Genomic DNA, 22049 nt, shown 5'->3' with positions numbered 1-22049 from the left:
ATTTAGTTGTTATAAAAAAACCGCCATCAAGGCGGTTTTTTAGTTTTTGCTATTGGTTAATTACATATTACCCAGCTCTATCATCATTGCGGTGTACATACGTAAATTAAGTGCTAGTTGCTCAAGCGTAATAAATTCATGCTCTGAGTGACCTGTATAGCGTTTACCCGGCATTGATGGGCCAAACGATACGGCATTATCAAATAATTTAGCGTTAGTACCACCTCCAATAGAGACAAAATCTGCGCCTTGATCACCAGTAAAATGTTTAAAAATATCAAGTAACTTTTGTGCATGAGGTGCGTCATCAAGCAGCATAGGTGTGCCAATGGTGGTTTTAACATTAGCTAATGTTACTTTATTATCAGCTTGCCATTGGGTAAGCGCACTATTAATTTGCTGATCTAGTAAGTCAGCCTCTTTACCCATAGGACGACGAGCATTAACCGCTAACGTTAGGTTATTACCGTCTCGTTCAATAACTGTGGGCGCTACCGTCATTGGCCCCATAAAGTCATGCTTATACGCAATATCACCAAATTGTTTACCGTGAATATCTAGGCCAATTAACTGGTTTACAAACTTAATGAGCTGACCGTCGCTGTTGTTTTCAAGCTCAACGGCTTTAAATAGTTCAGCCAAATAAGCAATGGCGTTAACACCTGACTCTGGCTCAGATGAATGTGCCGACATGCCTTTAACACTAATTAAAGTTCCATCTGTTTGATCATCAAAGGTAAACTCTACTCTCTTAAGTGCCTTAGCTGTTTGTTTTAATTGAGCTACTAATTCAGTACTCGCATTATGCAAAGTTAAGCTGGCATCTTCAGGGATTTGGCTAGCAAAGGCACCACCCGTTACATTGCTTACATACACATCGGTTTGTGGTGATGTTGCATCAAATGTTGGCGCAATTAAGCTCCAGCCTTTTTCAGCAACCACCACGGGATATGAGGCGTCAATTGTGACTGCATACTTTGGTTGCTCATAGGTTTTCATAAATTCGGTTAAAGGCCCCCAATCAGATTCCTCGGCCAAATAAACCATCAGCTCAATGCGGTTATCAAGGGTTATGCCTTTATCTTTTATGGCTTTCATCGCATATAAAGCGGTAGCTATAGCGCCTTTATCGTCTTCGGTACCTCGGCCAACTAATTTACCCGCCTCTGAGGTATCAATAATAAATGGGCTTTGTTTCCATTTACTGGCGTTTGCAGGTTGTACATCGCCGTGAGTCACTATGGTTACTTTTTCTTTTTGCTCACCCATGCCTATGAGTACGGTATAGCCTAAATCTTGGTAGTCAAAGCCCAGTTCAGCGGCTTTCATTTTTAATAATGCTTTAAAGCCTATAAAGTCGGGGTTTTGTGGTGCGCTGATCTCACTTTTATTAACCGTAGGAAACGATACTAAATTAGTAAGCGTATGCACCTGTGCATTTTGATAGTTATTAACTGCGTAATCGGCCACGCTTTCACTGTGTTTATTTAATTGTGCATGAGCGCTAAATGCACATAAGGCAATACTTGCTAAAGCTAGCTTGTTCAAAACAGATTCCATTTAATTAACAACAAAGAGCATTAATTATAACCTCCTTGTAAAGTGACAAACAGCGCTTTGCGGCAGACCCACAAGCAAAGCTTATAATTTATCTAACAGCTTTGAACAAGATGCCTGTATAATGCGCAGCTCAAAATTATGGGGTTAATCATGAATCGCAGAAAAAAAATCGTTACTAAGTTTCAAAAGAAAGATAAGCGCGCTAATGCCAAGCTGCATAAAAGCAACAAACCGACTTATGTTTCAAAAGCAGAGCGCGCAAAGCTTGCTGAGCAAGATGCCGAACAAGCAATTGAGCACGGTGCTACCGAGGTAGTGCAAACAAGCGCTTAATCGTTATTGCGATAGGGTGAGAGGCTTAAATTGAGTGTTAAAAAGCTTAAAGTGAGCCAAATAACGAACCGCCACATAGCAAACTACCCCACTTGCCACAATCAATTCAAACGTTGCTAAATACTGTATTTGCTTAACAAACTGCAAATCAATTCCCACTGTATGCATCCATGCGGCGAGTTTAAATAACGCGGTAGCACCAATAACCATAGGGAAAGTAAAGGCAGCGTAACCTGGGCAAAATGGACGGCGCAGTAATTTAAAAAATGCGACGTAAATTATAAAGGTCATCAGTACCGCAATTCCAAATAACAAGCCAATAATAACCGGTGACGGCTCGCTGATAACTGTAAAGTAACCAGCTAACGATAAACTTGCTGGCGCCGCTAAAATAGCCAATGTAGGTTGTGCAGCATCAGGAATGTGCGCAGCAAAAATGATCCGGTAAATCATCATAGGCAACATAACTGCATACATCAGCATGCCAAAATAAAGCGCCCCTTGTGCTAAAAATAGCAGAGCCGGATTCCCTGAAAACGCGACATCGGCAACAATGATCCCAACCGGCGGTACAAACCAGCTTGGCACCATATGCTCAATTTTAAATTCAATCACGCGATGAGCAATAAAGCTTATTAAAAACACCAAATGCAATAAAAATGCACCAACCCAAAGCACATCTCCCGCAAGGGAGTAAAACTGCCCTAAAGAATTAGACACCACTAAAGTAGCCATAGCAAAAGTAGGCACCACACTTCCCACAACCGGATGGGCTAAATCGGCTTTAAGCAGCTGAGGATGTAATAAAAACTTAAGTGTTAACAATAGCAATAATACGCTCGCAATAGCGGCACCGGTATATTGTGCTACGCCATTTAGGTTAGCCATACTCTCCCAAGCCCAACCTAGGCTGGCAATACCTAATGCCAAACCGCCCATTGGTGTTGGTGCACCAGATACTTTTGTTTTTATATGTTTAAACATCTCTATTCCACCCTGTGGTTGTAACTTACAGAGAAGTTTACGCTTGCATTTTGTTAAGTTAAATCTAATTATATAGAACACACGTTCAGGCAAACTAAACATAGCATAATGAATATTTCACTTAAGCAACTTAAAGTATTTGTCGGCATAACCCAGCACAGCACCCTTACAGCAGCGTCTGAATCATTGTTTCTATCTAAAGCGGCGGTGAGTATGGCGCTTAGCGAACTTGAAAAGCAGTTAGGCCATCCATTATTTGATCGTGTAAATAATCGGTTATTATTAAATCAAGAAGGGCAAAAACTACTGCCCCTTGCTGATGAACTATTAAATCGGGCAAACACTATCGACACCTTGTTTTTAGACAACGCCCCTGCCAGCGGAACTTTAAAAATTGGTGCCAGCGACACGATTGGTAATCATGTATTACCTGCTTTACTAAGCAAATTTAGAGCACAGCGACAGCATTATTCACAACAAATACTGATTTCCAATTCGACGCTTATTTGTCAAAAACTTATAGATTACGAGCTCGATATAGCACTTATTGAGGGCCAAGCCCATCAAAGCGATTTAGTCTCTAATGTGTTTAGCCATGACGCCATGTGTATTATTGCCCCAATAAACCACCCATTGGCTGCAAAAAAGCAACTTAGCTTTAACGACTTTAATCGTAGCCAATGGGTATTAAGAGAACCTGGTTCAGGCTCGCGTTCCTTCTTTTTACATAGCCTTGCGCCACAAATTAAAAATTGGACGCAAAGCGTAGAGCTCAATACCACAGAAGCGCTTATAAACTGTGTAGCAAATGGCTTAGGGTTAGGATGTTTATCATCACTTGCTGCGCAATATGCCCTAAAAGATGGCCGTGTTACACAGCTTAATTTAAACCACCCCATGCAAAGGCAGTTTTGGTTAGTAATGCATAAAGACAAGTACAAAAACCCGCTGTTAAAGCAGTTTATAGATTTTTGTCACAAGCAGTAATGTATGTATTTAAAGTATAAATAAGTAACGATTTAATAGGCTTGTTGTTTTAATTAGTTAAATTCGCTTTAATGGAAAAGTAATTCAGAGGACAGCTTAAAGCTACAAACAAGTACTAATTTACGTCAGCAAGGTAGTTAACTGAAATGCTACTGGTACGTAAAAATTACAGCCAAAATCACATTACAATGATTGTAATGCAAACATAGGTTATCAAGACGATGAAAAAAATGGTTTTAGTCCTAACTTTACTCATGACAGGCTGTAATGAGAATAATTCTGAAACAAAATGGCAAGGTAGATGTTTTCCTAATAAGTACCTTTCAGAAGCAAGTTTTATTAACTCAAATAAGGGTGACAACGCACTTGATAAGGAATTATCAAAGGCTCCTATTTTGTTCTTTCCAGCTAATTATGTTGTTCAACATATAAAGAAGTTTCAGCCCGTTGACTATCAAAATGATGAAAGCCCATTGAATAACTTTATATCGGTTAACCTGCTGCCTCATCGAAAGCTTGAGCGTAATGTTAATGCTAGTTTTTTTAATACATTCTCTGATGCTAAAGATCTGTATATTCCTGTTGAACATGAAAAATATAGTTTCACTTTATATACTAAATCGGAAAATACTTTTTTGTATTGGGGTAGCTGCGGATATAGCGCGGTAGATAATTATAGCTGCTTTAGAGATATAGAGTTCGAAAATATCAACATTAGCTATTTAGTTAATCAAGATAATATTTCAATCCATAAAAAGATTGATGACTTTATTATTGAGCATTTAAATAATTGGCAATGTGAATAATAGTTTAAATATCATACAAACCAGCTTCAAACAGCTTGATTATTCAATATACGCTCTTAGAAAAATGGCAATAAACCGTCAGACTCGATTAACCTAAAATCGAATCTGACGGCTTATACTAACTTACTCTATCATCTTAAAACGCGTAACTCATGGCTAAATTTATAGAGCGCCCCTGCCCTGCTAATTGATTAAAGCCCTGCGACATGTCTTGTTTAAACTCAGCAATACTTACGCCACCAAGTGGTAATTGATAATACTCATCAAGCAGATTGGTAATATCAACACTCACGGTAAGTGCATCCCAACTGGCTTTTGAGCTTAAATTAAGTAAATGATACTGCTCAGTTTGGTTTTCTAGGCGGTTACTATCTACGCGAGTTTTACTATCGACCCACTGCCACGTGAGTGCGTTTTCAAAACGGCCAACTTGCTGGTTAATGGCAAATTGGGTTTGCAGCGGCTTAATTTGATAAAGCGGCTGATTAGTATCATCGCGCTTACCACGGGTGTTGCTAATATTCGCTTTTAATGACCAGTTACCATACTGCTTAGACTCATGCAGTGCTAAAACCGCATCTAGCTTTACACCATAAAGCCTGGCATCTACGTTATTAAACATAAGTACATTACGGGTATTGGCAGCAAACGCTGTGCGGTTAAAGCTTCTTACTATGTTGGCATCAATATAATCATTTACATCGCTCACCCACGCGTTAGCACTTATACGCCAGCTGTCATCTTTTGCCATGCGGGTGTACGTGCTGCTTAGCGTGTGTGCGGTTTCTGGTTTAAGGTTTATATTACCAATATAGCCGTTGCCATCGCCGTACCATCCAATCATGGTGGTGGCCATATTACCTACGCCCCAGCTGTAGCGTTCGTATAAATTAGGCGCACGATTTTTACGGGCTAAGCCAATTTGTAGTTCGTCGTTATTGCTTAGTTGATAATTAATCAGCACGTTTGCATCAACTAAATTATCTGTTTGTTTTTTACTTTGGTTATTAAACTTTTTAGCGGCCATTGCATCACTTGGCATCGCCATGGCCATTGCATTCATTGCAGCCATGCCTGCATTATATGCTTGCACATCATCAGTGTTGGTCATTACATTTTCAAATCGAATGCCTGCATTTAACCACCAGCGAGTATTTAGTTGGCTTTCATATTCTCCAAGCAAAGCAATACGCTGACGCCGGCCATTATTAATATTGTTATAGTCATTTGGTCCCATCATCATTGAGCCTTCAACTGCAGGCCACCAGTCATCTAATTTCATGTGGTGATACTCTTGCGCGAGTAGTAACTGGCTGTTGTTATCAAGCGCTAGTCGCCATTTTAACTGGGTGCTTATATCCTCAGCATCAGTTTTCATGGGCATTTTTCCGGTTTTTTCTGCGCTAAAAAACCCCATTTCATGCTTTACGTTATGCCAATTTAACTGCGCTTCAAGCTCACTGCTTGTAAAAGCACGCTGATACTGGGCAACAGCGCCATAGCTGGTGTTATCTGTCATATCCATATATTGATTAGCAAAGCCTTGATAGGGTATTTTTTGATGACTTAGCTTAACCACTAATTGTTGCTTATCATCGCGCATGGCAGCACTTAAACTATGGTTTTGCGCGCGGTATAGGGTATCGAGCACTAAATCGCCGTTACCATCTTCATAACTGTTAGCATCGCTGAACGCACCTTGATAATTAAAACTAAGTACATTGCTGGCAATGCGCATACCTGCGCCGACCTTTTTGGCGTTATCAAGGGTGTTGTACTGGGCTGACACATAACCTGAATGCCATGCAAGTTCGCTGTTTTCACTGTACTGAGGTGAAATAGAATTAACAGCAATCACACCTGCAATATTATCGCCTCCCGCGCTTACTGGAGAAACACCTGCAACCACTTTGTAGCTACTAATTTGATTGGCTGAAATATAAGACAGTGGCGGGTTCATTTGGTTAGCACAGGCGGCGGTGATTTGCGCCCCATCAACCAGTACCGCCACTCGATCGCCCATTAAACCATTTAAAACAGGTAAATTGGCCATGCCACCAGCAGCAGAAAAGTCCACTCCTAAATCGGTTAATAGCGATTCAGATGAGCCTAATGATAGGTGTTTATTTTGTGCTTGGCCGTGCACTTCAATCACTTCAATTGAGGTGTCATCTGCAAAAGCAACTGGCGATAATACGCTACTTATAACAAGCGCTAAAGGGGATAATAAATAAGAGGTTAAAGAATTTTTTTTATCAGTCATTATTGATTTACCACAAAATTTTTGTGGGTAAATTATACTTGCTGTAGCAATCTAAAAAGCGCGACATATTGTCGCACTTTGTTAATTTTTAACCCTGTTCGTCGTCAAAAATATCTTCTATTTTTAACTCAAACAACCTTGCTGCCTTAAAGGCCAGTGGCAAGCTGGGATCAAACTTACCTTTTTCAATCGCATTAATAGTTTGGCGAGAAACATCTAGCAGCTCGGCCAACCTTGCTTGGGTGTAGTTATGCTCGGCTCTTAATACTTTTAATCGATTTTTCATTCATCACCTGCGCAATAGTGTTTATTAAGCACATACACGCTAATTAAATACACTGCCCCCATTAAAAACATTAAATCGGATATTTGTGCTTTAAAATCAATTAAGCCACTCAATTGCAAATTAGTGTACGCAAGCCCACCTACCAATATTGCACCTAGGGTAAACCCCATGGCACTGAGATGTATTTTTTGCATCAGCTCATCCATCCCCTGTAAGTAACGTTTGTTAGCCAAAATCATTACAATGCCGGCTATTACATTTACAACTATAAAAAAGCCGCTAATTATCTCGGCGCGATCCCAAATTAATGTCGGGCCAAAGCTACATAACGCTAAGGTGAGTAACCAAATCAAGGTACATTTAACCAAGTAGCTAGTATTTTTAATTTGGCGTTGTTTTAAATTTAATTCTGTTTTCATTACTAAAAACTAATTAAGCTATACTTTAAATTCAATTTTATCGCCGCTGTTTTTACATAAATTATAGAGTCTCAGACCATTATTTATTAAGAACGAAAAAAAGCCGCTATGCGGCTCTTTTTAAGGTTAATTTATATGATCATTAAACGTCAATCGACGCCATATCAATAACAAAACGGTAGCGCACATCTGAGCGTTCCATGCGCTCATAAGCGGTGTTAATTTCATCTATATTGATCATTTCACACTCAGGTAATACATTGTGCTCACCACAAAAATCGAGCATTTGCTGTGTTTCTGCAATGCCACCAATTAAGGATCCTGCCACTCGACGACGACCCATTAACAATGGCACTGTGTTTAGCTCATCAACAGGGCCTACTTGGCCAACAATCACTAACGTGCCGTCAATATCAAGTAGCGGTGTATACAGTGATAGGTCGTGCTTTACCGGTATAGTATCAATGATCACATCAAACGCTGATTGCGCATCTTTCATTTCATCATCGTTGTTCGACACTAAATAGTGCTGTGCACCTAGCTCAATAGCATCTTCTTTTTTAGATTCAGTGCGGCCAATAACCGTAACCGTTGCACCCATTGCCACGGCATTTTTAACCGCCATATGGCCAAGCCCTCCAAGGCCGACAACTGCAACACGGCTGCCTTTTTTAACACCCCATTTATGCAGCGGTGAGTAAGTAGTAATGCCAGCACACAATAAAGGCGCAACGCGAGATAGCTCTAAATTTTTAGGTACTGAAAGCACAAATTCTTCACGCACCACTACATGCTTAGAGTAGCCACCTTGAGTCATTTCACCATTTATTCTGTCTTTGCCACTGTAAGTGCCAACCATGCCTTCACGACAAAATTGCTCTTCGTGATTATGACATTGGTCGCAGCTTTGACACGAGTCAACCATACAGCCTACAGCAACGGTATCGCCTTGCTGATATTTAGTAACATCGCTACCAACCGAAATTACTTTACCAACAATTTCGTGCCCTGGTACTAATGGGTAGTTACTGCCACCCCAATCGTTTCGCACTGCATGTAAGTCTGAATGACAGACACCACAATATAAAATCTCTATTGCTACATCGTTATTTCGTAAATCGCGGCGCTCAAAAGAAAACTCTGTAAGTTCAGAACCTTGGCTTTTTGCTGCATATCCGACTGTTTTCATAATAACTCCATAGTTTATTAAAATTTATAACTCACACAGTATGCATTATCAGCTCTGAACATGAACTGACGTAGCAACTGCAAAAAACCCAGCATAATGCTGGGCTATTTTTATCAATTACTGCACCACAACGGCGTTTAACTCGTCAATCAAGGTTTTAATACGCTGGGCATTTTTGCCTAAATCGCTTTTACCAATGCGAGATTTACTGCGTATGTCTAACACACGCTTACTGCCTTTGTCGTTAATACGCACGACAACATCATCTTTAAAGCCAAACCAGGTTGTGGTGTCTGTTGCTTCAACAATGCCATTATTAACATCGCTATTAACCAGTTCCCAACCAAGGTTTTCCATGGCTTTTGTTGTAGCTGCCACTAATTCTAGTTGCGTTTGGTTGTACTCGAGCGATTTTAGTTCTGGGTATGCTTTTCGTTGTTGCGCTGCCGTTTCTTCTCCCGCGTATGCAACAGGATTAGGTGCATCAGCACGCAAAGGCACAACCGCAACAAACTCAGGAGGGTTAATTAAATCGGTAGAAATATCATGAATTGGCGGAACACTTTTTGCTGTATTCATCATGTTAAGCGGCATTGCAATAGCAACTGCTGCAAAAATAACAGTGATCACTGAACTGGCTAAGCTCACTGTTTTACGCATAAATAGCACTTGAACTAATAATAAGGCTAATGCTGCTCCACCGACATAAACACCTAATCTAAAACCGGCAAAAGCAGTGCCTAGTTCAACGATATTAAATTTATAAAGGGGTCCCGGTAGTACCACCATTAAAAAAGCGATAAGCCCAACTAAGGTCACTAAATGTTTCATTGCCTACTCCGTTATTGTTATATGGTTATTGTTTTTTAAACAGCTTTATACTGTTAACACTCCAATTTAGATTACTATGACCGATAAGTATCTATAAAGTCATAATTTATTGCCCTTTTAAAGTAGATAACTTGACTCCTTGGTAAAAATCAACAAACTACGGGGGTAAAATTATCAGGGTATTATTATTTATGAAAACAGAGATTAGTTACCGGTTTGAGTCATCACAAGTAGCCAACCGCTTTTTACACGAATTAAAAGATTGGCCAGTCAATGACGTAAAAACACGTCTTTTTAATGGCGGCGACAGCGTTAAAGTAAGCTACGAATATGATGAAAGCGGATTTGATTATACCGTTGCCGAACTTGATGATTTAGCCGAGCAACACGGCGGACAAGAAGTGTCGAGTTAAGATACTTATACCTACGCTCAATAGCCACAACACACATTGTAGCCATGCCTATATTGTAAACTTTAAGCTTACAAAGTTATGTAGTAATAGCTATTACACAACGTATTAAAGACCCCTTACCCACTTCACTTTCAACCTCTATAGTGCCATTGTGCTCTTTGAGTATGTTATAAACCATAGCCATTCCCATACCAGTGCCTTGGCCTACGGGTTTAGTGGTAAAGAAAGGATCGAACATTTGTTTAAGTGTATCAGCGTCCATTCCACAGCCGTTATCTGCCACCTCTATGTAAATATTGTTTTTATCGGCAAACAGCTTAACTATTATTTTCCCTTGCTGATCGCGCAAGTCGTCGCAGGCGTGTTTGGCATTAATTAATAAGTTTACAAAAACTTGTTTCATAGATGATATATTACACTGTGTTAGAGGTAACTTTTCAATGTGTAACTCTATAGCACACGTTCCCAGCTGGTTTTCGAGTAGCTTTAGCGTGCCATTTAATGATTCTGTAATATCTGCCATTGCAGTTACGTTGTCTTTTAGGCTTGCAAAGTCGACAAGGTTACTAACAATATGAGCGATACGCTCTAAACCCTCTTGGGTATCATTAACTAAGTCATCAATATCATCCACAATAAAGCTTAAATCGTTCTCTTGATTGAGCTGAACTAAAATAGACTCTAACTGCGATACTGAAATCGATTTATTTACAAATTGTTGAGCCGCCGTCATTAGCGAAACCAACACGGGCTTTATAAATTTTATACTTTCTACATTACTGGTTATGTAAGCAAGCGGGTTATTTATTTCGTGGGCCATGCCAGCAGAGAGTGTCCCTAGCGTAGCCATTTTTTCACTTTGCATTAAGGTTATTTGTTGGTTTTTGACCGTTTCGAGCTTTTCTTCCAGCTCTTGATTAACAATAAACAATGCCCGTGTTTTGTCTTCTAGTAGGGTTTCTAATTGATCTCTAGCTGATTTTTCGCGCAAATACGCTTTTTTATAATTGTAGTCGTCTTCAGCCATGGGGAGTCTCATATTTTATTTCAATTAAACACGAATCAAACCCATCATGCATACACTGAGCATGGTTAAGTTTAACATCAACTCCATAATGAGACGCAGCACCAAAAATAAGCCCTTCGGCGCACATACAAAGCTGCCGCTTAGAGTTGTAACGCATTAAAATAAGCCCGTCTTCAATAATTTGGGCGTCAATTTCAGGTAAATTAGGCTCATGATAAAGCTTAGCGACTTCAACATGAATTACTTTATCAATACCAATAATGAGATCAGCAAAGCAATTAAAGTTAGCAACAATGCTTGGATGACGTGCCTTTAAGTGAGAAAATAAATACTCTCCAAAGGCCTTTAATACCTCTGGCATAGACATAGAAAGTGCAGTTGCTACATCTTGTGCTAAACCAACTATTTCTTCATCTGGATAACTTTCTGCAGAAATATAAACACGACCCTCCGGTGCATTTTTTTCAAGTAAGTCGTCCCATGCTGCCATGCCACATTTTTCAATAACCAGTGCCTCAAGCCCTCTAAAGATAACGCCTTTCATGCATGTTCCCTCTATTATCACTTTTAGATTGTTAGCTGCATCTTCAATTAGTTACAAACGCTCGCTACCTTACGGCTCATATGTACACTAGGGTAATAAGTCTTACCCAGTAAAATATCAGCATTAAAGTAATAATAGTTTAGTGCTTGTAAAACGCCCAAAAATGTTCGTTATTTGTATGGTCAACGTTTAACATTAAGCGACATTAAGGAAGCGTGATCACATTCTGCTTTTTACTCTATTGGTGGCAACGCTATTGGCAGGGTCGTCTGGCCAAAAGTGCTTGGGGTAGCGCCCTTTCATCTCTTTTTGTACCTCGCGGTAACTACTATCCCAAAAATGTGCTAAGTCTTGGGTTAACTGTAGTGAACGCTTGCCTGGAGACAACAACTCCATTAGCAATGCTAATTTACCGTTAGCTAACATAGGTGTACTGGTTAAACCATATACTTCTTGCATGCGCACACTGAGCTTGGCGGGGCCATCAAGTTGGTATTCAATTTTTATGTTAGAGCCACTTGGTACTGTTAGTCGCAGTGGGAGTAAAGATTTTAGCTCGCTTTGCTGTTGCCAATTAAAACTGTTTTGTAGTGCCTCAAAATAATTAAACTTTTTAAGTTGCTCAAGGGTTTTAATATCTTCAAGGTATACCCCTAACCAATCACCTGCTGTTTCAATGAGCTGCTGCTGATTAATAATAGGAAACTGTTCTGGCATCAATTTGCTGGCTAGGCACATTCTAATAAGTAGTTGCTCACTTTCTTTTTGCTCGTTAAACAGTGAAAAGCCCTGTTTGGCAAACAAACTAAGCCATGCCTTGGCCCGCTCTGTTTTATCAAGCTTATGTTTACTTGGTTGGCTACTAAGGGTAATTTCCCCAAGTTTTACTTCATCTTGATGAATAAACCGAGCGGCTTTTTCATCAAACTCGCAGCGAGTCAACTCAGTGAATAAATGCGGTAAATACTCTTTAAGTGCTAATGGATTTAGCGCCGTGGCTGCAAAAACTCGCCCGCCTTTATGCCCGCCCATACTGGCAATAGCTATATATTCGTCTTTATGCCAATAATCAGGGTTTAGTTCAGCCCCTGCACCATTTGCTAATAAGTAGCCATTGCCGCGTTTTTTAGCAATCCGATCTGGATAGGCAAGCGACACTAATAAGCTTAAATGTTCAGTGTTTAAATCTGTACGACTGTCGGTAAATTTTAAGCGTTTTAACCAATAATTTAATTGCTGCTTAAACACCGGATGTGGTCGTTGTTGTTGACTATGCAGTGCTAGGTTGAGCTCATTGGCAGTGCTAACTCGGCTTTCTAGTAAGGCCACTAAATAAATAGCTAAGCGATAAATCCCACTTAACTGTGGTTCTAACATTTGCGCTTTTAATAACATATGCGCTAAGCGAATATCGGCACCAAAGCCCAACATTTTACTACCCAGCGTGGTGAGCTTACCGTTACTATCTATGGCTTCAAGCATAGATAATAAATTAGTAGCTTGGCTGCATTGTTGCTCACTCGGCGGGTCAAGTAAGGTGAGTTCACTAATACTTGCGCCCCACTGCTTCGCCTCAAGCATCAGTTGGCTAATATCTGAGGTAAGAATATCAGGGTTATCGTGGCTGTTTCGTCTTTCAAAAGTTTGTTTGGAACCTAACCGATACACAACCCCTGGTTCTATTCGTCCTGCACGCCCTGCGCGTTGTACTGCCGATGAACGCGATATACTTTGCGTAGTGAGCTCAGTGACACCGGTTTTTAAATTAAAGCTGGCTGCACGGCGCTTGCCGCTATCAACAACAATTCTAATACCTTCAATGGTTAAACTTGTTTCGGCAACATTGGTCGTTAATACTACTTTTCTCATCCCTTGAGGCGCTGGTGCAATTGCTGCTTGTTGATTGGCTTTATCTTGTTCGCCAAATAATGTGGCAACAATACAATTACTGGGCAAGTCGATCAACGCTTGCTGCACTCGCAGTATTTCACGCTGGCCAGGTAAAAATACCAGCGCACTGCCTGTTTGCTCATTGAGTGCTTGTTTTATTATTGGTGGAATAGCATCAAGCCAGCGGCTTTCATCTTTTATTGGGCAATATATTTCGTCAATGGGGTAACTTCGCCCGTTTGATTGAATTACTGGGCAATTAAAAAACCCAGTGTAGCGTTCGCTATCAAGGGTGGCCGACATCAACATAATGGTTAAATCTTCACGCAGTGCCGCTTGCGATTCTAAAGCAAAAGCCAGTGCGGTATCTGCTGCGATGGAACGCTCATGAAACTCATCAAAAATAAGTAAATCAACATCACTAAGCTCAGGATCATTTTGTAACATGCGCGTAAGCATGCCTTCGGTAACTATTTCAAGGCGAGTTTGTGTGCTGACTTTACTTTCACCTCGCACCCGTAAACCGACACTTTGCCCTAGCGTTTCGTTTTGGCAGTGCGCTAAATAGTTAGCAATATTTCTTGCTGCCAAGCGCCGCGGCTCTAACATGACGATGTGCTTATAATGCCCATCGCGCATAAGCTGTAATGGCAACCATGTTGATTTACCAGCACCAGGCGGCGCTTGCAGTAAGGTGATTGGGTTGGCTTTTAAAGCATCAATGAGTGAAGTATATATTTCTTGAACCGGCAGCACGCTATTTACCCTAAATTACTTTGCCGCCATTGTAGCAAAAATTAGTAGTTATTTATGCAGAGTACGACTATGTGCTTGGCTGATCATTTCGTCTAACGTTTTAGCCTCTTGCTGCTGCGCTTTATTTTGATCAGCACGATGCCTATTACTCACAATCCCTTCTATGCCTTTGGTGAAGCTCATTTGCTTAAAACAAGCTTGCTGCTGACGTAATTCATCTTGCTGTGAATCATCAATACGCGCTTGTTGCTGCGTCGATAAGCCAGACAAAATACGCTTCATCCCTGATAAATTTTGTAAGCTCAGCGCCGAGCTCATTTGCTGGTTTTTATCCATACTGTTTATGTGCTGCTGAAGCTGCGATAAGCGTTGCTGCTCTAGGTTACTTCTTTGTTGCAACTGAGTTTGCTCGGCCAGCATTTTATCTAATTTTTGTTGTTGTAATCCTAAAAATTTATTAAGCATTCAGTTTACCCATCACTGCATTTAATTGAGTTATTGACTGTGAAAAATCCACTTGTTCGTTCAACCCTTGGCATAGAAATGATTCGATTTGTGGGTACAAATTTACCGCACTATCGAGTTCCGGATCTTTACCTGCTTGATACGCCCCTAAAGGAATAAGCTCATGCACTTGCATATAGCGGCTATAAAGCTTTTTCAATTTATAACAAAAGCTTAGCTGCTCATCACTTACTATATTTGGCATTACTCGGCTAATCGATGAACCAATATTAATGGCCGGATAGTGCCCCTTTTCTGCTAAGGTGCGATCCAATACTATATGGCCATCAAGAATTGCTCGGGCGTTATCGGCTATTGGATCTTGTTGATCATCGCCTTCAGCTAATACTGTATAAATGGCGGTCATGCTGCCTTTGCTTTTTTCACTATTACCCGAACTCTCGACCAGTTGAGTCAATTTACTAAATACCGATGGCGGGTATCCTTTGGATGCAGGCAGCTCACCTACCGATAAACCAATTTCTCGCTGTGCTTGCGCATAACGGGTTAATGAGTCCATCAACAGCAATACATTTGAATTTTTATCTCTAAAATAGGCCGCCAATTTATGGCTAAGCTCGGCCGCTTTAATACGCAATAAGGGAGAATCGTCTGCTGGCGATGCTATTACAATGGCTTTTTTTAAGCCTTCTTTACCAAGGCTTTGCTCAATAAAATCTTTTACCTCCCAACCACGCTCACCGACAAGGCTTACAATAACCACATCGGCAGAGGTAAAGCGGGTCATCATGCCAAGCAACTTACTTTTACCTACACCCGAACCTGCAAATAGCCCTAAACGCTGGCCTTTTCCCACACTAAATAAGCTATTAATGGCGCGAATACCCACATCTAACGGCTCGATAACGCCTTTGCGCTCCAGCGGCGTTAAAGAATAATCGTTACCCAATTTACTGGCGTTTTTTGTGCTGTCTTGTTCAAGTGGGCCTAAGTTATCAATCGGCTGCATTTGCGCATCGAGCACACGCCCTAATAACTTTTCAGAAATAGCCACATGAGTGTTTTTTATAACTGGCCTAACGCGTCCACCTGAATATAAATTTTGTATTTTTTTCAGGGGCATTAAATAGGCTTCATCTTGATTAAAGCCTACGACTTCAGCGTCATACCAGTGACCATCAACACTTTCTACTTGGTATTTTTCACCCATAGCAAATTGCCCACCGGTAGCGGTAAGCGTTAAACCATTTACTCGCGTTAAGCGGCCATAACTTTTAACTAATTCAGGCGGGGTTAGCGCTTTCAGCGCAGACTTTAAGCAAGTATGAAGTGGGTTAGTCATGCGGTTGCGCTTTTAAAATTTCAGGTATCACTTCATCCAAAAGGCTTTGTAATCGCTCTGAAAAAGAAAATCGATGTGTTTGTTGCTCTGCCACCAGTTCAACGTCTCCACTGATCAGAGCCTCATCAAAGTAAGTCGGCACCGAAAACTCAGCTAAACGTGCATCATCGAAAAAGTGACGATCAGCCCCTGAGAACATAATTTTTGTTACTACATCGCGATTGCTAAGCAAGTTAATGGCTTTTTCAATAAGCTGCGCGCGTATTTCGGGGCGTACTTTTAGCTCGCAGTCAATAACGTGCTCAGCCAAGGTACTTATCATTAAGGCAAGGTCTTGTTTAAACTCATCATTAAAGTTAAGTAGCTCATTATTAGCTTTATCAAATAAAGTGTTAAAACGTTCAATAAGCTGTGTTTTTTGCGCTTCAAGACGTTCAGCAACCCGTAGCTCTATTTGTTGCTCCATTTGTTGCTCTAACTCACTTTGCTTATCGGTTGCCCCCTGCGCAAGACCTTTTTCAAAGCCCTGCTGTAAACCAACACGCTGAGCAGCATCTAAACGCTCTTGCAGCGTTTGATGTTGCTCATTTTTATTTAAAGTGGGAAACCTAAATGCTTGACTCATAGTTAGCCTGCGGTCTCTTCTTCAAATAAGCGATATTCAATATCACCTTGTTTGCTCATGTCTCTTACTATCGACATAATTTCTTTTCTGGCGGCAATCACTTTGCTCAGTGGTTGCGCGCTTAAACCATCAATTTGTTGTTGGTACACCTGCGCTAAACGTTTAGGTAATGCACCTAAAACACGCGCTAAAAACTCACTGTTTACACCCTTTAACGACATCGTCCATAACTCATCTGGAATGTCATTAAGCAACAAGGTTAGTGTCTCGTCTGTTTGCTTAATTAAGCCATCAAAGTCGTACATTTTCTCTTGTATTTCATCAGCTACGTTAGTGTTATGTTTTTTCATGAGTTCGATAATTTGGCTCTTATTACCGTTGTAACGATTCATAATTTCTACCGCTTTATCGACACCATTCACTTGTGCACCTACTTGGCGGCCAACAAATTCAATACACGATTCAAGCGTTAAACGCACATCATCAATAACGTGTTCGCTCACTTCACGAAGGCTGGCAATACGGTACAGTAAATCATCATGCTTCGATTCTGGAAACAGTACAATAATGGCTGAGGCTTGCTCTGGGGGTAAAAAGGCCAAAAACAGCGCCTGCATTTGCACATGTTCCTGATCTAAAAAGCGTACTATAAGCTCTGGCGGGATCCACTCTAAACGACGTAAATCGTCATTCATTGCACCACCATAAATATCATCAAGCATAGTTTTGGCAAGCTTACGGCCGACGGCTTTATCAAGTGCTCGCTCTAAATACACACGCGACGCGCCATTGACACCACTTTCATTGCGGTAACAATCAAAAAATTCACTCAAGGTGCCTGCAACATCCTGTTGAGTAACATTTGAAATTTTAGCCATGCGCTCAGAAATAGCCTGTACTTCACGGCGGCCTAATTTACGAATAACACTGGCGGCATTTTCTTCGCCCATGCTTAGCAATAAAATAGCGGCGCGATCTAACGCCGGTAATTGTGAGCCTTTATCAAGCTTTTCTTGATTCAATTTCAACTCCTTGTTCTACCCAATATTTTATTACCGACGTGACACGCTCGGTTTCTTTATTAGCAAGTAACTGCATGTGCGCTATTTGTTCTTCAAAGTCATTGCCTATTTGCGGTAACGACATATTTTGATGTTCGCTTTCGCCTTCTTTGGCGGTTAAGTTTTCTATTTGCGATTTAGCATTAATGGCGTCATCAAGCGGACTGCTTTGTCTTTCTGTTGCAGAGGCTGATTTAACTTCATTATCAGCGGTTGCCATGGCGTTGTTTGCTTCGCTACTTTTACCTTTTATCAAGTGATTAACTAAAGGACGCACACCAAATAAAATCAGTAATAAACTAATTAAAGTACCCACAATATAACGAGCATACTCTTTAAGCTCGGGCATTTGCCACCACTCAAGGCCTTCACCCGGTGCTAAAATCTTTTGCTCTACAAAGGCAAAGCTAGTGATGTTAAATTGGTCGCCGCGTGCGTCGTTAAACCCCGTGGCTTTTTTTACCATTTCACCTAATGAAGCGAGCTTTGCTTCGCTCCAGCCATCAGCTGTTCCAGCTACTTGCTCATTAATAAGTACTGATAAGCTCATGTTTTTAATACGGCCTACTTCAAATTGGGTGTGAGTCACTGAGCGACCATTTTCAAACTGTCGCTTACTCTCACTTCGTTGTGAAGTACGCTCGTTGTTTTCATCTTCAGCTTGTTCATTAGGCACAGGTGGCTCATTAGCTAAAGAGCCAGGAATGCCCGCCGCCAGTTGATCTAAGGTGCTATCTGATTTAATAAACTCTTGGGTTAATACATTTTGTGGATCAACCATTTCACGTGTTTCTTCTACCACGCTAAAATCAACATCACTGGAAACCTGAATTCTAAAATTACCTTCACCCAAAATTGGCAACAACATTATAGAGGCGCGTTGCTCTATATTGCGCTCAACTTTTTCAATAAAGGCGAGCTTTTTATCGGTTTCTTTGCCTACTGGGGTGGTATCAAATAAGTCGCCGCTGAGTAATTTACCACGCTGATCCACCACCGACACAGAACGAGAATCAAGCCCAGGCACACTGCCAATAATCAGTGCAATAATGGCTTCCACTTGCTCTGGTTTAAGCTCATGCCCTGGCGCTAAATCAACCATCACAGACGCTGCGGTTTTTTGCTCTGTACGACCAACAAACAAGCTACGCTTGGGGACTGCCAAGTGCACGCGCGCATTACGTATGCCTTGCATGTTAATAATGGTGCGTGCCAACTCACCTTCTAAGGCATGCTGGTATTGCATAGATTCGATAAATTGACTAGTGCCCATAGACACTTTGTCGCTAATATTCTCAATACCCTCAGGCATAGAGGCTTTTATTCCTCTAGCCGCAAGCGTGATTCGCGCATCAGCCAGTTTTTCTTGTGGCACTAAAATATTACCGCTGTCGGTATCAATGCGGAACGTGATTTGTTCTTTATCTAAAATTTCTAAAATATTGGCTTTATCATAGCTTTCTTGATTACCGTAAAGCGGTACGTAGTTTTTAGCCGAGGTCCATAAAATAAGGACTATGGTCGCCGCCACTAAGGTGGCTAACAATGCAATAGTTGCAACACTTCTGTCACCTGAGTTGCCGAAGTTTAATTTGTTTGAGAGATTAACCACTCTTTCTTTTAGGTTACTCTCATTTTGCTCAGGTACTTTTGCTAATTCTCCTTTCATATCAGCCTCTACAGTGACATGCGCATGACATCATCAATGCCATTGAGCACTTTATTGCGCATTTCCATCAGCATAGAAAAACTAAGCCCCGCTTTTTGACTAGCGATCATTGCGCCTACCACATCTTCACTTTCACCAGTATCAACGGCTTTAACCATCTCACCGGCAATATTTTGTTGGGCGTTGATAGAGCGAATAACATGCTTAAAATCTTCACTAATATTTACATTTTGATTACTGATAGCAGCCGGCTCTATACTCTCTGGACCTGCAATTTTTTGCATGTCCATCATTTTGCCCAGCATCATTTGTTGACTTTCAATTGGCGACATTCTTTTTTTCCTTCAAATTATGCAATTGCATCAATATCAATACCGCATTCACGCATAGCGGCAATTTTGTATCTTAATGCTCGGGTAGTTACGCCAAGCGCCTGTGCAGTTTGGGTGCGATGCCCTTTAAATCGACTCAATAAACTGTATATATAATCAAACTCCGCCTGCTTTTTATTCTCTTTTAACTGAGAAGCACAGAAATCGACTGCCACTGGTGAGCATGCTGGTAAATTTAAATCTTCAACCTGAATTTCAACGCCTCTGGCCATCACTAAAGCTCGTTGGATTACGTTTTCAATTTCTCGTACATTGCCCGGCCAGTTGTAACAAAGCATCACATCTTCGGCTTGCTTGCTAATGTGGAATTCAGAGCTGCCGTATTTTTTTATAAAGTGATGTGCCAATGGGATGATGTCATCAATACGATCCCGAAGTGCAGGCCAACTAAGCGGTAATACATCTAATCGATAAAATAAGTCTTCACGAAAAGCGCCTTGCTCAACTTGTTCACGCAATACGCGGTTAGAGGCGGCAATAATGCGAATGTCTAAACTTATTTTTTGATGACTGCCGAGTCTTTCAACTTCTCGCTCTTGTAATACGCGCAGTAATTTAGCTTGAAGTTCCAATGGCAGCTCAGTAATTTCATCAAGTAAAATAGTACCGCCATTGGCCAGCTCAAATTTACCTGGCTGAGCATTCACCGCGCCGGTAAACGCGCCTTTATTAAAACCAAATAACATGGCTTCAAGCATATTTTCAGGAATAGCGGCACAGTTAACCGCAATAAATGGCTTATCTCTACGCTCTGAAGCTTTATGAATAAAGTGCGCTAACTTCTCTTTACCTGTTCCCGATTCGCCGGTGATCAACACCCCTGCGGCGGTTTGAGCTGCGCGATTAGCCAAACGAAGTACTTGCTGTGACTTAGTTGAAGCAGCGATTAAATCTTCAAACCCATGCTTCATTGAATCAGTGTTTCTGATTGTTTTTTTAAGCTGTTCTGCAAAGAAAGGTTTTAATAAATAATCAACTGCGCCACCGGCATTAATTGTTTTTGAAGCAATTTCACTTTGTGAAGAATCGACTAACGTCACAATTTGCGAAGTGGGGCATGTCTTACGCAGTAATTTTACTAATTCAACCAGTTCGAGCTGTTGAGTATCTGCATCAACAAACACAAGCTCTGGCTTACTGGTAAGGCAGTGACTAACCGCATCGCTGATGGAGTTTGTATGCAGAAACTTAAAGTTTTCGGCAAATACAACCTGCTGAATTTCAGACGTTGGCTGTTGTTCACTGATCCATAAAAGGTATCTTTGACTCATATTATTCCTTTGCGGTGCAATTAACTTGAGTGTCGGAAAAGACGAACTAAAACACGGCGATTAGACGATGCGCCCTGCTCTGAATTTTTTATAATGGGATAACGTTGACCATGCGCTCTTACTTCTAACATGTCTTTTGGTAAACCAAATTCAATGAGTCTGGCAGCAACGTCATCTGCTCTTTCTTTTGAAAGCAGCCGATTTGATAGCGGCGAGCCCGTATTATCCGTGTGGCCATCAACCAGTACTTTACTTACACGGCTGTCTAAAGAGATGTAACGCACTAAATCTTTTAAAAATTTAAGATCTTTAGCCGTTGTTACTGTGCGCTGCCCACTAGCAAACTGTAATTGATGGTCGCGTGCTTGCTCCCAAGAAAGCGGAGATAAACTAGCTAAACACTGCTGATAATCTGCAACTATTTTATCGCTATGGGTATTAGTAAAGGTAAGGCGAAGTTGTTCATCACCAAAGTTTATAATGCTGTCTAACCAACCGCCCTGCTTAATAACGCGAAGTAATGGGGTCATATCTGCAGAAAATTGTATTTCATTGTCTTTAATATCTTTAGACATAAAGTTTAACGGCGTGAGAACTGTATTTGCTGGCTGCCAATCGGCTTTACGAGAGAGAACATGCAAACTTTTTATCGGTTTATCTTGTAAAAGCCAAGTAAATACAAGTTGTTGCTGTTGTGCAGGTACTGATTTCACTTCAAGTAGCGCATAATTATCAAAGCGCTGCTTGAGAGAGCAAGCAAACGGGTTGCTACTGACTGACCAGGTGGAGTTTTCGTAGCTTTGCACCAGATTTTGCTCTGATGCGTGCCCCTGCGGCAACACAAACACAACACAGGGCAATGCAAATTTAATAAGCTGAGTTAATCTATTCATGTATATTCCGTATAAAGTTAAATAGAACAATTAAGTTTTTTAA

The 22049-nt window shown here is 40.9% G+C and carries 22 protein-coding genes; 4 read left to right on the top strand and 18 right to left on the bottom strand.

The window, feature by feature from the left end; genetic code table 11:
* Positions 1-60: 60 nt before the first annotated feature.
* Positions 61-1548 (bottom strand): dipeptidase, encoded by a 1488-nt coding sequence (locus FLM54_RS04680; protein WP_178955462.1) that lies wholly within the window; start codon positions 1546-1548, stop codon positions 61-63.
* A gap of 162 nt (positions 1549-1710) precedes the next feature.
* Here FLM54_RS04680 and FLM54_RS04675 point away from each other — a divergent pair, with 162 nt between their 5' ends.
* On the top strand, positions 1711-1893 hold the full coding sequence (locus FLM54_RS04675; protein ID WP_178955460.1) for a DUF2986 domain-containing protein: 183 nt from the start codon (positions 1711-1713) through the stop codon (positions 1891-1893).
* Positions 1894-1896: 3 nt separating this feature from the next.
* Here the strand turns inward: FLM54_RS04675 and FLM54_RS04670 are convergent, their stop codons facing one another.
* On the bottom strand, positions 1897-2877 hold the full coding sequence (locus tag FLM54_RS04670; RefSeq protein ID WP_138607608.1) for a TDT family transporter: 981 nt from the start codon (positions 2875-2877) through the stop codon (positions 1897-1899).
* A gap of 108 nt (positions 2878-2985) precedes the next feature.
* On the opposite strand from FLM54_RS04670, the gene FLM54_RS04665 reads away from it, so the two are divergent.
* Entirely contained in the window at positions 2986-3864 is an 879-nt protein-coding gene (locus FLM54_RS04665) for a LysR family transcriptional regulator (protein ID WP_178955458.1), read from the top strand.
* 221 nt (positions 3865-4085) lie between these two features.
* Positions 4086-4670, top strand: coding sequence for a hypothetical protein (locus tag FLM54_RS04660; RefSeq protein ID WP_178955456.1), 585 nt, complete (start codon positions 4086-4088; stop codon positions 4668-4670).
* Positions 4671-4806: 136 nt separating this feature from the next.
* Here FLM54_RS04660 and FLM54_RS04655 read toward each other — a convergent pair whose 3' ends face one another.
* The 5 genes from FLM54_RS04655 to FLM54_RS04635 form a co-directional block, all read right to left on the bottom strand.
* Positions 4807-6933, bottom strand: coding sequence for a TonB-dependent receptor plug domain-containing protein (locus tag FLM54_RS04655; protein ID WP_178955454.1), 2127 nt, complete (start codon positions 6931-6933; stop codon positions 4807-4809).
* Positions 6934-7021: 88 nt separating this feature from the next.
* Positions 7022-7219, bottom strand: coding sequence for a helix-turn-helix transcriptional regulator (locus FLM54_RS04650; RefSeq protein WP_008108814.1), 198 nt, complete (start codon positions 7217-7219; stop codon positions 7022-7024).
* The gene (locus FLM54_RS04645; RefSeq protein WP_178955452.1) at positions 7216-7638 is read right to left on the bottom strand and encodes a hypothetical protein; all 423 of its coding nucleotides are present in this window, start codon (positions 7636-7638) and stop codon (positions 7216-7218) included. Before FLM54_RS04645 ends, FLM54_RS04650 begins: the two co-directional genes overlap by 4 nt.
* A 142-nt stretch (positions 7639-7780) precedes the next feature.
* A complete protein-coding gene (locus FLM54_RS04640; RefSeq protein WP_178955450.1) occupies positions 7781-8827 on the bottom strand; it encodes an NAD(P)-dependent alcohol dehydrogenase in 1047 nt (348 codons plus the stop codon).
* A 117-nt stretch (positions 8828-8944) separates the two neighbouring features.
* Positions 8945-9658 (bottom strand): DUF1499 domain-containing protein, encoded by a 714-nt coding sequence (locus tag FLM54_RS04635; RefSeq protein ID WP_178955448.1) that lies wholly within the window; start codon positions 9656-9658, stop codon positions 8945-8947.
* A gap of 191 nt (positions 9659-9849) precedes the next feature.
* Here FLM54_RS04635 and FLM54_RS04630 point away from each other — a divergent pair, with 191 nt between their 5' ends.
* Positions 9850-10071, top strand: a complete 222-nt coding sequence (locus FLM54_RS04630) for a hypothetical protein (RefSeq protein WP_008108632.1) — start codon at positions 9850-9852, stop codon at positions 10069-10071.
* A gap of 76 nt (positions 10072-10147) precedes the next feature.
* On the opposite strand, the gene FLM54_RS04625 is transcribed toward FLM54_RS04630, so the two are convergent.
* The 11 genes from FLM54_RS04625 to FLM54_RS04575 all read right to left on the bottom strand — a co-directional run bounded on the left by FLM54_RS04625 (position 10148) and on the right by FLM54_RS04575 (position 22006).
* The gene (locus FLM54_RS04625; RefSeq protein ID WP_178955446.1) at positions 10148-11098 is read right to left on the bottom strand and encodes a sensor histidine kinase; all 951 of its coding nucleotides are present in this window, start codon (positions 11096-11098) and stop codon (positions 10148-10150) included.
* A complete protein-coding gene (locus FLM54_RS04620; protein WP_178955444.1) occupies positions 11091-11642 on the bottom strand; it encodes a heme NO-binding domain-containing protein in 552 nt (183 codons plus the stop codon). Before FLM54_RS04620 ends, FLM54_RS04625 begins: the two co-directional genes overlap by 8 nt.
* 219 nt (positions 11643-11861) lie before the next feature.
* The gene (gene hrpB / locus FLM54_RS04615) at positions 11862-14288 is read right to left on the bottom strand and encodes an ATP-dependent helicase HrpB (protein WP_178955442.1); all 2427 of its coding nucleotides are present in this window, start codon (positions 14286-14288) and stop codon (positions 11862-11864) included.
* A 48-nt stretch (positions 14289-14336) separates the two neighbouring features.
* Positions 14337-14753: a hypothetical protein gene (locus tag FLM54_RS04610; protein WP_010391201.1), complete on the bottom strand. Its 417-nt coding sequence runs from the start codon at positions 14751-14753 to the stop codon at positions 14337-14339.
* Entirely contained in the window at positions 14746-16095 is a 1350-nt protein-coding gene (locus FLM54_RS04605; RefSeq protein ID WP_178955440.1) for a FliI/YscN family ATPase, read from the bottom strand. Before FLM54_RS04605 ends, FLM54_RS04610 begins: the two co-directional genes overlap by 8 nt.
* Positions 16088-16720 (bottom strand): FliH/SctL family protein, encoded by a 633-nt coding sequence (locus FLM54_RS04600; RefSeq protein ID WP_178955438.1) that lies wholly within the window; start codon positions 16718-16720, stop codon positions 16088-16090. The genes FLM54_RS04605 and FLM54_RS04600 overlap by 8 nt, the downstream gene beginning before the upstream one ends.
* 2 nt (positions 16721-16722) lie before the next feature.
* Positions 16723-17742: a FliG C-terminal domain-containing protein gene (locus FLM54_RS04595; RefSeq protein WP_010391197.1), complete on the bottom strand. Its 1020-nt coding sequence runs from the start codon at positions 17740-17742 to the stop codon at positions 16723-16725.
* Entirely contained in the window at positions 17723-19450 is a 1728-nt protein-coding gene (gene fliF / locus FLM54_RS04590; RefSeq protein WP_178955436.1) for a flagellar basal-body MS-ring/collar protein FliF, read from the bottom strand. The genes FLM54_RS04595 and fliF overlap by 20 nt, the downstream gene beginning before the upstream one ends.
* An 8-nt stretch (positions 19451-19458) precedes the next feature.
* Entirely contained in the window at positions 19459-19782 is a 324-nt protein-coding gene (locus FLM54_RS04585; RefSeq protein ID WP_010391195.1) for a flagellar hook-basal body complex protein FliE, read from the bottom strand.
* Positions 19783-19799: 17 nt separating this feature from the next.
* Complete coding sequence (locus FLM54_RS04580) at positions 19800-21113, bottom strand: sigma-54-dependent transcriptional regulator (RefSeq protein ID WP_178955434.1); 1314 nt, start codon at positions 21111-21113, stop codon at positions 19800-19802.
* Positions 21114-21133: 20 nt separating this feature from the next.
* Positions 21134-22006, bottom strand: a complete 873-nt coding sequence (locus FLM54_RS04575) for an OmpA family protein (protein WP_178955432.1) — start codon at positions 22004-22006, stop codon at positions 21134-21136.
* Between the last annotated feature and the right edge of the window lie 43 nt (positions 22007-22049).

This window comes from Pseudoalteromonas sp. Scap25 (assembly GCF_013394125.1).
GTDB lineage: Bacteria > Pseudomonadota > Gammaproteobacteria > Enterobacterales > Alteromonadaceae > Pseudoalteromonas.
The sequence above is the reverse complement of the archived record's forward strand: the minus strand, read 5'-3'. Positions and strand labels throughout refer to the sequence as shown.

Coding starts and splice junctions, on each gene's coding strand:
- FLM54_RS04675 (WP_178955460.1), top strand. CDS start 1,711: ATGAATCGCAGAAAAAAAATCGTTACTAAGTTTCAAAAGAAAGATAAG.
- FLM54_RS04670 (WP_138607608.1), bottom strand. CDS start 2,877: ATGTTTAAACATATAAAAACAAAAGTATCTGGTGCACCAACACCAATG.
- FLM54_RS04665 (WP_178955458.1), top strand. CDS start 2,986: ATGAATATTTCACTTAAGCAACTTAAAGTATTTGTCGGCATAACCCAG.
- FLM54_RS04660 (WP_178955456.1), top strand. CDS start 4,086: ATGAAAAAAATGGTTTTAGTCCTAACTTTACTCATGACAGGCTGTAAT.
- FLM54_RS04655 (WP_178955454.1), bottom strand. CDS start 6,933: ATGACTGATAAAAAAAATTCTTTAACCTCTTATTTATTATCCCCTTTA.
- FLM54_RS04650 (WP_008108814.1), bottom strand. CDS start 7,219: ATGAAAAATCGATTAAAAGTATTAAGAGCCGAGCATAACTACACCCAA.
- FLM54_RS04645 (WP_178955452.1), bottom strand. CDS start 7,638: ATGAAAACAGAATTAAATTTAAAACAACGCCAAATTAAAAATACTAGC.
- FLM54_RS04640 (WP_178955450.1), bottom strand. CDS start 8,827: ATGAAAACAGTCGGATATGCAGCAAAAAGCCAAGGTTCTGAACTTACA.
- FLM54_RS04635 (WP_178955448.1), bottom strand. CDS start 9,658: ATGAAACATTTAGTGACCTTAGTTGGGCTTATCGCTTTTTTAATGGTG.
- FLM54_RS04630 (WP_008108632.1), top strand. CDS start 9,850: ATGAAAACAGAGATTAGTTACCGGTTTGAGTCATCACAAGTAGCCAAC.
- FLM54_RS04625 (WP_178955446.1), bottom strand. CDS start 11,098: ATGGCTGAAGACGACTACAATTATAAAAAAGCGTATTTGCGCGAAAAA.
- FLM54_RS04620 (WP_178955444.1), bottom strand. CDS start 11,642: ATGAAAGGCGTTATCTTTAGAGGGCTTGAGGCACTGGTTATTGAAAAA.
- FLM54_RS04610 (WP_010391201.1), bottom strand. CDS start 14,753: ATGCTTAATAAATTTTTAGGATTACAACAACAAAAATTAGATAAAATG.
- FLM54_RS04605 (WP_178955440.1), bottom strand. CDS start 16,095: ATGACTAACCCACTTCATACTTGCTTAAAGTCTGCGCTGAAAGCGCTA.
- FLM54_RS04600 (WP_178955438.1), bottom strand. CDS start 16,720: ATGAGTCAAGCATTTAGGTTTCCCACTTTAAATAAAAATGAGCAACAT.
- fliF (WP_178955436.1), bottom strand. CDS start 19,450: ATGAAAGGAGAATTAGCAAAAGTACCTGAGCAAAATGAGAGTAACCTA.
- FLM54_RS04585 (WP_010391195.1), bottom strand. CDS start 19,782: ATGTCGCCAATTGAAAGTCAACAAATGATGCTGGGCAAAATGATGGAC.
- FLM54_RS04580 (WP_178955434.1), bottom strand. CDS start 21,113: ATGAGTCAAAGATACCTTTTATGGATCAGTGAACAACAGCCAACGTCT.
- FLM54_RS04575 (WP_178955432.1), bottom strand. CDS start 22,006: ATGAATAGATTAACTCAGCTTATTAAATTTGCATTGCCCTGTGTTGTG.